We start from the raw sequence: 11160 nt of genomic DNA on the forward strand, positions 1-11160 counted from the left end.
CTTTCTAGATATTGGTCAAATTATCCATTTGTCCAAATAAAATAAATAATAGTAAGCTTGTAGGATTAAAAAAACTAGATTCAGCAATTGAGGTGATTAATAAATATAATATAATACTTCCCATTGCCAATGAAATAACCTTGCTTTTCTTATATTTTTTTAATATACAATTTATAAAATAAATTATAACCAAACAAAATATAGCAGTTCCAAATATCCCAGTTTGAGCAAAAATAGCAGGCCAAAAACTATCATTTAGAAAATATGATTCTAAAGCACTCATTCCGAAATTATTATCATAGTTTAATTTAACATATAGAGGTGAATAAAACTGTTCTGCAATAGTTGTACCAAAGGTCCCAAATCCTGTACCAAGAGGAAAATGTTTAATCATTAAATCGAAACTATCATTTAATAAAATTGATCTTGGTGAATATCTAGTTGGACTAAAAAAATAATTTATAATTGTATCTTTTGTAAGAAATAACATTGATATTATTCCACCAATTCCAATTGGAATGAAATTAATTTCTTTTTTCATTATAAAAAGAAAAATATAAAACATCCAATATACAAATATGAAAGCAATTGCCTTAGACCTAAATGTTGTAAATATTATAAAACTGCAACAAATCAAATAAAAAATATTTTTATGATTATAGTTTGAATACGAGAGAATTGCTATTAAAGTTACCATTGCCACCGCAAGGTACGTAGGATGTCCAAACATCAACTGTAAACTCTCCATAAAATATCTATATTCATTTTTTGGATAAATTGGATGAAAAAATATGTCATGGATAATTAGCAATGTAAAAATTATAACTAATAATTTTGAGATTGGTGTAATAACTTGAATAAAGTCAAAATTAGTTTTTCTCGTATAAACAGAAGCTGCTAAATAAGCAATTATAAATTTACTAACTATTAAACCAGCATCAATTAATGCAGGAAAAAACAATTGATAGTTATATATAAGATTTGATATAAGACCAAAAGATAAAAATAACATCCATAATATTAATAGCATTTTATAATTTTTAATGAGAAATAGTGTATTTTTCAAAAGATATAGTACAAAAAATACAGTTAATATTTCATCAATATAATTTAAATATTGATAATCAGATAAACATTTAATAAAAAAAAGTATTAAAAATAAAAGATTTGAAACTACCACTTTTTTATCAAGATTTAAATTTTTAATTAATGATGTTAGTTTATTTAATATATTGTCACAGTATTTCATTGAAATATGTTCCTTTCTTATAAAACTGCTCTACAGAAAATTTATAACTTAATTTGTGAAAATCTGTTAATTGTTTTGTGGCATTCCATATATTTTCATCATAATCATCAAACAATCTTAATAATAAAATATGAGGTATAGAATTCGGAAAAGGTATGACTCTTTGCCATTCTTGAGGATAAGTCTCTATAGCTAATTCAAAAAAATCATGGATAAGAAAATAATCTATTAAAATATTGTTATATCTCCAATATTCATATATCAGTTCTCTTGTTAATAGTATAATTGGATGATTAGTACATGATGTCATAAACCAACTTGATATGCGAGTAGAATGTCCATCTAACCCTGGTTTTAGATTTTGATAAACAAACAAATCCGAATCAAAGATATAGGAAGGATAATTGCTTCCAGAACAAAAAACTGTTGCATCAATCCAAGTACCGCCATATTTAGCTAATAATTCTAATCTAAGAAGATCAGAGAAATGAGTTTTTGTTATTATGTTGTCATCTACCTTTCTCTGAATGAAGTCAGGAAAGTTAATATAATCTCTATAATTATTTTCTGTAATCAATATAATTTCTTTGTTTAATAAATTTTTTTGCAATGAATCATAACATTTTTGTACTAAAATAGGTGCATTTTCCAGGCCTTGCAACCAACATACCCATATTTTATTTGTTTTTATTCTTTCTAGATTATCCATACAATGTTCTGATTTGTATTTTTTAATAAAATCTAAATTTCTTTTTCTTAGTTTTTTTTGAATCTTGTTATTAACAGAAAGTCTCACAATTTCTAGTGATTTTGCTGAAAAACCGTTCAATATAGTTTGAAAAATAGCAAATATTAATACATGAGCCTTGGCATACTGTTTCAATATATTAATGCCATCAACTTTCTTAAATAAAATAATGAATTTTTTCAAAAAAACACCTCTTTTCAAAATTATAATATATTCTAAGTTAAATACTTAATCTTCTTTCAAGTAAGTTTTATAGAAATGATGACCAATTCTTTCTTCTTTTGGTGGTAACTTCATATAATTGCCATACATCGATGTTAATATTCGGTCATACTCTTTAGGTATGTAAAAATTATATTTTTCAAATTTGTGTAGTATTGATTCATCAAAATCACTTTTCAAATAAATATCCTTTTTAAATCCAGATAACCACACCCCACAGCCAATATATTTTGATTCAGCATATTTATATTTTTGTGAAAGATACAATAATTTATTTCTAAAATATTGTTTTCCAAAAATTTTAGAAACTAAATATAAAATAACCTCAATAATATTTCTAAACAATTTGTATCTTTTATTTATCATCGGTTTTATTCTAGTAGAGCGAAACATAAGTGATGAGTAATGATCAATTTTTCTTGCATGACGAATTACATCCTTATAATCATTTCCTAAACCATCCATTGGATATATATCAATAAATACACCCATTCCACAATCTACTTCATTATCAGTTTCAATTTTGTATCTATTATCGCTTACCCTAGCAATCATATAAGGATACTTATCATTATATCGAGGCTCAAAAATTTCTAAAAACGAAAATTTTTTTGAATATTTAGGAAAACATGATAAAAATTTTTCATAATTTTCTCTATCCATTGCAATATCTAAGTCATCATCCCAAGGGATAAAACCATTATGTCTAATTGCCCCAATTAAAGTTCCATACATTAAAAAATACTTAATATCTTCTATTTCACAAATTTCATGTACAAATTTCATAACTTCTAAGGCCCCACTTTGAACATAGCTATTAGATATTTCTTTCATTTATTATTTCCTCATACTTTCCTACAATCAAATCCCAGCTATAATGCTCATTAATCCTTTTCTTTGCATTATTGGATAATTCAGCTAAGTCTTTTTCTTTAATTAATTCTAAATTATTGATAAGTCTTGCCAGATTCATATCCTCTTTATTCCAATAGACAGCACCATCTTCTCCAACTTCTTCATTAAATCCAACATCTAATAATAAATTTAAGTCTGTTGTTGCTAGAGCTTCCAGTAATGATGGATTGGTCCCTCCAACCTCATGTCCATGAAGATATCCATAGGCATTCTCTCTAATTTTCTTTAACAACTGTTGATTATAGACTGTTCCTACAAATTTAATTCTTAAATCCTTATCAAAATGTGTTTGTTTCTTCAATTCTTCATAGAATTTGTTTTCTTCAACATTTGTAATTAATACAAAGTCTTTCTTTGTATCAGATTTCATAAACTCTTTAATCATTGTTTCATAGTTATTTTCTGGTACAAATCTACCAACTACTAGATAATATTCTTTTGGTTTAACATCTTCATCTTTATACCATTTAAGAAGCTTTTCATCATCGTCTTGTAAAGTCGACTTTGTCGTATCAGCTCCATAAGCAATAAAAGTTGTCTTTGGTTGATATTGTTTATAATTTTCCTGGATATATACTTCTATGTTCTCAGAATCACAGATTAATAAATCAGCATGTTTAACCATGAGTTTTTCTGATAATTTCCAATATTTTCTGATTAAATAGTTCCATTTTGCTCTTTTCCATTCGTGACCATCAGGATTGACAAAAACTTTGCAATTCAAAGCATGTAATTGCTTAACATATTTACCTACAAATGGACCAATTCGACATGCAAGAATATATACAATAGCGTATTCTAAATTATTTTTTTTAATATAATCTACACAATATTTTAATGCAGAAATATCATAATAAACTGCCTTAGCTGGTCCTATATTGGGAACATTAACATTAAAGCAATGAGCAGTTTTATACTGAAATTCTTTAGTATCATTGGATAGACAAGAAACATGATATTTTATGTTCTCATCTTTTTGTCTTGAAACTAGTTCATCTACAAAAGTTTCAAAGCCTCCATAGTTAGCTGGAATACCTTTTGATCCTATAATAAATACATTTTTCATATATCTATTCCTTTCCTTAATGAATATACTTTACGAAAAAGTTATAAAGCGCCTTTTCCATAAATTACACTTTTTACTGTTTTATAAATAATAACTAAATCCAAACCCAAAGACCAATTTCGATAATAATAATCGTCTAATTGGCATCTATCTTTAAAACCAATATCATTTCTTCCATTTGCTTGCCACATTCCTGTGATACCCGGTTTACAAGCAATTACAGATTCATAATAAATATCCATATCTATTTTTTCTCTAGGTAAATAAGGCCGTGGTCCTACCAAACTCATTTCACCTTTAATAACATTTATGAATTGAGGAAATTCATCTAATGAACTTTTTCTGAGAAAATGTCCTACTTCTGTAATACGTGGATCATTTATTAATTTCTTATTTTCCAAATATTCTCTCTTGATTTCAGGATCTTTCTCCATTAATTCTTCTAAAACTTTTTCAGCATTTGGAATCATAGACCTATATTTATAAATGTATATAGGTTTTCCATCTTTACCAATTCTTTCTTGTTTAAAGAAAATAGGCTCTGTATCTCCATTTTTCTTGTTTTTATGAGAAACAAATAAAGTTAATGGAATCAAAAGAACACATCCAACAATTCCCGCACAAATATCAATGATTCTCTTAATAATTCTCTCTATAAATCCTAATTTACCTCGAGATGTAGATATAAGTAATTCACCATCATAATCATTAACTTTAGAATTAAATGTCATTGTAAAATTAAGTTCTGGCAAAATCTTTACTATGTTAACTTTGCCAAATATTCGTTTTGAAACATTGTCAATCTGGTCTTTAGTTGCATTTGGAATCGCGATAATTACTTGATCAATCTTTTCTTGAATCAATATTTCTTCTAACTCACTAGACTCATAAATATTAAACTTTTCATTTTTTCTTAATTCATCAGCATATACTTCATCATACATTTTCACAAATCCAGTGACATCTGTCAAGGCAAAGCGATTATTATGTGAAATAGTTCCTATTCTATATGCATGATTGCCCGTTCCAATAACAAGTGTTTTTCTTGCTAACCACTTCCTTAACATAATTCTTAATAATCTATTGACAAATACAGAAACAAAGAACTGAAAAAAGCCTACACATATGATTATTGGAAAATAATTCCAATTTGGGTATATAAATACAAGAGACAATGCACAAAAATATATAAATGCTTTTGCATCACTCCTAATTTCATCCCATACCAATGTAGACTCAATTTTGTAATGTTTAAAAATAAATATAACAATAAACCAAATGGCGCCTATTTGCCATAATATCCCATCATTTAAATGAAAAACACTGCTAAATAAATAGAAAAAGAATGTCTCTATAATGAATAATAGAACTGCATAAAAATTCTCTTTCATATATTAAGCCTCCCATTCCCAAATCGAACTCATATCATTTAATCATATAATTGATTAAATGTCAAAACATATTTCTACATCATTAGTCATATTATAACAGTTTATGAGTCATTCAACAACCTTCAATTTTAAATTAAATATGACAATTCATTTATCCCTTAAAGTACACTTTTTTGTATGGTAAAAATTGTTAAATTAAATAGATTATTCAATAAAAAAAGATGCTTATATAACATAAACATCTGATGTTTGTTAAAGTGTACTTTTGCGTACACTTTAATTTTACACTATTCTTCAATTATCTTCAAGTATCGATTTAAAGCATCTTGCCATGTAGGTAATCTGTTAAATCCATGTCTATCTAATTCACCTTTATTCATACGACTATTAGATGGTCTTTTTGCTTTAGCAGGAAAAGCATTTGAATCAACCGGTGTCACTTTGACATCTATATCTGCTTGCTTAAAGATTTCACATGCAAATTCATACCATGAACATATTCCTTCATTTGTTGCATGGTATGTTCCATATTCTTGTGTTTGTATCATATCTACACATAACTTTGCTAAATCATATGTATAAGTTGGTGATCCAATCTGATCATCAACCACTGAAACTGCTCCTCTTTCTTTTCCTAATCGTAACATTGTTTTAATAAAGTTATTACCATTCAATCCAAATACCCATGAAATACGAATAATAAAATGTTTAGGTAACTTTTCAACAATGAGTTCACCTTCATATTTTGTTTGACCATAAACATTTAATGGTTCTCTATAATCGTATTCATTCCATGGTTCTTCTCCTAATCCATTAAAAACATAATCAGTAGAAAAATACATCATTGGTATATCTAACTCTTTACAAACATTTGCAATATTCTCAGTTCCATCTCTATTCACCTTTCTGCATAACTCTACTTCATCTTCTGCCTTATCTACAGCGGTCCATGCAGCACAATGAATAACTGCATCAGCATTAGTGTTATGAATCACTTCATCAACTTGTTTTGCATTAGTAATATCCATTTCATCAATATCCACACCAATTGCCTCTATATTTCTTTTTTGACATTCATTAACTATATCATAGCCTAATTGACCTTTTACACCTGTCACCAATATTTTCATTTTATGTTCACCTACCTTATATTGGATATGCTCCTTTATTAACTATTTGTATTTGAATTGCTTCTGCTCTTAGTGACTGACCAATAGTCCCAGAAACCTCTCCATTTTTTGACCAATTTAGCCAGCCTTTATTTTGAATATGGAGTCTGTAGTATATATCATAATAATTTGAAATTTCTCCTGTAAGTTTTATCTTAATTGCTTCAAGCCGAAGAGCATTACCACTTGTTCCGTTCACTGAATTATTACTAGACCAATTTAACCAGCCATCATTTTGTACATGTGTTATATAGGAAATATTCCCTGACATACCTGTTTTCTGCAATAAAGATTCTATATCTATTTTTATGTTTTCCATCCTCAATGCTTTACCAACAGTTCCACTAATTGCTCCTTCAGATACATAGGGAGTGTCCCCATATGTTTGTACATGAGAAGAATATTTCAATTTTGATCCACCATAAAAAGACGTCTTTATAGTTTTTCCAGGTGCCTCATCTCCTTTTTTCACCATTTCAATTTGGATAGCTTCAGCACGAAGTTTCTTTCCCACAGAACCAGAGATAGCACCATTTTTTGACCACTCTAGCCAACCCTCATTTTGAATATGTAAGCGATAATAAATATCATATTTATTTGATATATCTCCATCAAGCTTAATTTTTATGCCCTCAATCTGTAATGCTTTTCCTGTAGTTCCGCTTATTTGTCCATCCTGTTTCCATGCAGTCCATCCAATATCTTGAATGTGTGTACTGTACTTTATACTTCCATTAATATTTTTATTTTCAATATTAATTTTTAGTCCTTCTAATCTTAAGGATTCCCCAGTAATTCCAGCAACTTCTTTTTTATTTACTGAATCTAGCCACCCATATTTTTCAGAATGTGCAGTATATGAAAGTCTTGCCTCACTATTAAATGCACTAATATCAACACGCCCATTAATGCCTGACACATTTCCACTTGAAGTATATTGCCATCCATATAAGTCGTTAGTATAATCATGATTTACATATCCTAATGTTTTAGTATAAGCAGCCACCCAAGATACATACTTTAAAATTTTAGGACTATTTAATACTCCCTGTAAATAGCTTCTATAGCTATAGACATCAGCAGTGTATCCATGATTCTTCATTGTATCCATAAAAGATGATACAATTTGTTCATAAACTTTTGTGGACTTAGGAGCTGTTAATTTTACTCCATTCTCTTTATAAGACCAATTTTCTAAATCATAATATATTGGATATGTGTTTTTTACATTTAACTTTTTTATAAGTGAAGCAAAGAAATCAGCTTCTTTTTTTGCTTCATCTGCATTAGCAGCATAACTATAAAGATATACTCCATATGGGATGTTTAATCTATTTAATGCATCAATATTATTTTTAGCTTGCTCATCAATTTGATCACTATACCAACCATATCCTAATCTTACAATAACTCCATCAATTTCCTTAGAATTCTTTACTTTTTGCCAATCAATTTTACCATTATGCTTTGATATATCAATAATTTTTTTTGAATTACTTATACCAAATAAATTATCATTTGCATCATAAAAATTTCTTCCTTTCCAATACGGAGAAGAACTTGTTCTAAACATACTTACTTGATTAAACAATCTAGATTTTTCATCAGTTCCATTAATCCAATCATCATATTTTTGTTGTTCTGCATTTGCTATTCCTTCATGTTGTTCTTGATTAACTATATCATCCGCCAACACATTTTTAACTGGATTAACAAGAAGGATTATAAAACTAATGATAACAGATGCTATTAAATATTTTTTCATTATATTCATTTCCCCTTTTAGAAACATCTCAAAGACAAAAAGTTATTATGAAAATAACTTTTTGAAATTATACTCTTCCTTTTTCTTTATACATTTTATCAAAGTAATTCTGATATTCACCCGAAAGAATGTTTTGCCACCATTCTTTATTATCTAAATACCATTGAATTGTTTGTTGTATACCTGTATCAAAGTTATATTTTGGTTTCCATCCTAATTCTGTTTCTAACTTGTGAGGATCAATAGCATATCTTCTATCATGACCTTTACGATCTTCTACAAATTTAATTAATGATTCTGGTTTATCTAATGCCTTTAAGATAGTTTGTACAACTTCTAAGTTTGTACGTTCATTATGTCCGCCAACATTATAAACTTCACCAACTTTACCATTTCTGACAATCAAGTCTATAGCTACACAATGATCATAAACATGTAACCAATCTCTTACATTATCACCTTTTCCATATACAGGTAATGATTCATCAGCTAATGCTCTTGAAATCATTAAAGGAATTAATTTTTCAGGGAAATGATATGGTCCATAATTATTAGAACATCTACTAATTGTTACTGGTAACCCATAAGTTCTATGATAAGCTAAGACAAATAAATCTGCTGAAGCTTTAGATGAACTATATGGACTAGATGTATGTAATGGTGTTTCTTCTGTAAAGAATAAATCTGGTCTATCTAATGGTAAATCACCATAAACTTCGTCAGTAGATACTTGATGATATCTTGTAATGCCATATTTATTACATGCATCTAACAAAGTTGTTGTTCCCATGACGTTTGTTCTGACAAAACTTTCAGGATCTTCAATACTTCTATCTACATGTGATTCTGCTGCAAAATTCACAACAACATCAAATTTTTCTTTTTCAAACAAATCAAAAATAAACTTTCTATCAGCAATATCACCTTTTACAAATTTATAATTTGGTTTCCCTTCTACTGGTTTACATGTTTCTAAATTTCCAGCATAAGTTAATAAATCTAAATTTACAATCATATCATCTGGATACTTCTCTACCATATAATGAACAAAGTTACCACCAATAAACCCTGCTCCACCTGTCACTAATATCTTCATTTATCTATTCTCCTTCATATACAAATTGATTATCTGATTCTTCTAAGGTTGGTCCTGTTTTATCTTTTTCACTTAGAACAGGCTCTATTCCATTTAATAATCCTCCCCAGTCTACATTCACAGTAGGATCGTCATAACGCATACCACCTTCAGATTCTTTGTTATAAACATTATCAACTTTATATCTAAATTCTACATCATCAGTCAATGTTAAGAACCCATGAGCAAACCCTTGAGGAATAAAGAATTGTCTATGATTTTCTGCACTTAATTCTACAGAAACCCAATCACCATATGTAGGACTACCTTTTCTGATATCCACTGCTACATCAATCACTTTCCCTTTTGTACAAGAGACAAGTTTAGATTGCGCATATGGGGGATTTTGCCAATGCAAACCTCTCAATGTTCCTTTTTGTGCACTAAACGACATATTGTCTTGTACAAAATCAACAGTTACACCTATTTTTTCATATTTAGGTTTAGAATATGTTTCACAGAAATATCCTCTATGATCTCCATTCACATCAATATCAATAATCAATACACCTGGTATCTTTGTTTCAGTTACTTTCATATTAATCAATATACTTCCCTTCTAAAACATCCTTTAAATATTTACCATATTGGTTCTTCTTATATAGTTCACAAGCTTCTAATAGTTCTTCTTTAGAAATCCACTGATTATCATAAGCAATTTCTTCTAAACAAGCAATCTTTCTATTAGAATGTGTCTCTACAGTTTTCACAAAGTTTGTTGCATCTACTAAAGACTCATGTGTTCCTGTATCTAACCAAGTAAATCCTTGACCTAGTAAAGTCACTTCTAAATCATTATTTTCTAAATAGATTCTATTTAAATCAGTAATCTCAAGTTCTCCTCTATCACTAGGTTTAATACTCTTTGCATATTCTACAACCTTATTATCATAGAAATACAATCCAGTCACTGCATAATTAGATTTAGGATTTTCAGGTTTCTCTTCAATAGAAATAGCTCTCCCTGTTTCATCAAATTCAACAACTCCAAATCTCTCTGGATCATCTACATAATATCCAAATACAGTCGCTCCTTTTTCTTTTTTGGCAGCATCTCTTAAACGCTTTGTTAAACCATGACCATGGAAAATATTATCTCCAAGTATCATTGCACAACTATCACCGTTAATAAACTCTTCACCTAAAATAAAAGCTTGTGCTAATCCATCAGGTGATGGCTGTACTTTATATTGTAAATTCACTCCAAATTGATGTCCATCTTTCAATAACTCTTGAAATCTCGGTGTATCATCAGGTGTAGAAATAATTAATATGTCTTTGATTCCCGCATTCATTAAAATACTCAATGGATAATAAATCATAGGTTTATCATAAATTGGTAACAATTGTTTACTTGTTACTTGAGTCAAAGGATATAAACGTGTTCCACTACCACCAGCTAAAATAATTCCCTTCATATTAATGTCCTCCAAATATTTTCTATATTTAAATAATAAACCATGACGTAACGTCATGGTCAATTAGTTTTGTTATTTTTGG

10 protein-coding genes are annotated in these 11160 nt (G+C 28.6%); all 10 read right to left on the bottom strand.

Features of this window, described 5'->3' with window-relative positions:
- Window positions 1-4: 4 nt before the first annotated feature.
- The 10 genes from BN350_RS10835 to rfbA all read right to left on the bottom strand — a co-directional run bounded on the left by BN350_RS10835 (window position 5) and on the right by rfbA (window position 11078).
- Complete coding sequence (locus BN350_RS10835; RefSeq protein WP_028043614.1) at window positions 5-1249, bottom strand: hypothetical protein; 1245 nt, start codon at window positions 1247-1249, stop codon at window positions 5-7.
- Window positions 1236-2180 carry a capsular polysaccharide synthesis protein gene (locus tag BN350_RS10840; RefSeq protein WP_028043615.1) on the bottom strand — a complete coding sequence of 315 codons (945 nt, stop codon included), beginning with the start codon at window positions 2178-2180 and terminating at the stop codon, window positions 1236-1238. The genes BN350_RS10835 and BN350_RS10840 overlap by 14 nt, the downstream gene beginning before the upstream one ends.
- A gap of 45 nt (window positions 2181-2225) precedes the next feature.
- On the bottom strand, window positions 2226-3053 hold the full coding sequence (locus tag BN350_RS10845; RefSeq protein ID WP_028043616.1) for a LicD family protein: 828 nt from the start codon (window positions 3051-3053) through the stop codon (window positions 2226-2228).
- Window positions 3037-4200, bottom strand: coding sequence for a beta 1-4 rhamnosyltransferase Cps2T (cps2T, locus tag BN350_RS10850; protein WP_028043617.1), 1164 nt, complete (start codon window positions 4198-4200; stop codon window positions 3037-3039). Before cps2T ends, BN350_RS10845 begins: the two co-directional genes overlap by 17 nt.
- Window positions 4201-4241: 41 nt before the next feature.
- On the bottom strand, window positions 4242-5591 hold the full coding sequence (locus BN350_RS10855; RefSeq protein WP_028043618.1) for an exopolysaccharide biosynthesis polyprenyl glycosylphosphotransferase: 1350 nt from the start codon (window positions 5589-5591) through the stop codon (window positions 4242-4244).
- Between the two features lie 287 nt (window positions 5592-5878).
- Complete coding sequence (gene rfbD, locus BN350_RS10860) at window positions 5879-6721, bottom strand: dTDP-4-dehydrorhamnose reductase (RefSeq protein ID WP_028043619.1); 843 nt, start codon at window positions 6719-6721, stop codon at window positions 5879-5881.
- Between the two features lie 16 nt (window positions 6722-6737).
- A complete protein-coding gene (locus BN350_RS20020) occupies window positions 6738-8525 on the bottom strand; it encodes a GH25 family lysozyme (RefSeq protein ID WP_049945560.1) in 1788 nt (595 codons plus the stop codon).
- Window positions 8526-8592: 67 nt separating this feature from the next.
- Window positions 8593-9621, bottom strand: a complete 1029-nt coding sequence (gene rfbB, locus BN350_RS10870; protein ID WP_028043620.1) for a dTDP-glucose 4,6-dehydratase — start codon at window positions 9619-9621, stop codon at window positions 8593-8595.
- A 4-nt stretch (window positions 9622-9625) separates the two neighbouring features.
- Entirely contained in the window at window positions 9626-10198 is a 573-nt protein-coding gene (rfbC, locus tag BN350_RS10875; RefSeq protein ID WP_028043621.1) for a dTDP-4-dehydrorhamnose 3,5-epimerase, read from the bottom strand.
- A gap of 1 nt (window position 10199) precedes the next feature.
- Window positions 10200-11078, bottom strand: coding sequence for a glucose-1-phosphate thymidylyltransferase RfbA (gene rfbA, locus BN350_RS10880; protein WP_028043622.1), 879 nt, complete (start codon window positions 11076-11078; stop codon window positions 10200-10202).
- Window positions 11079-11160: the final 82 nt, after the last annotated feature.

Origin of the sequence: Candidatus Stoquefichus massiliensis AP9 (genome assembly GCF_000455285.1) — a bacterium.
GTDB classification, from domain to species: Bacteria; Bacillota_I; Bacilli_A; order Erysipelotrichales; family Coprobacillaceae; genus Stoquefichus; species Stoquefichus massiliensis.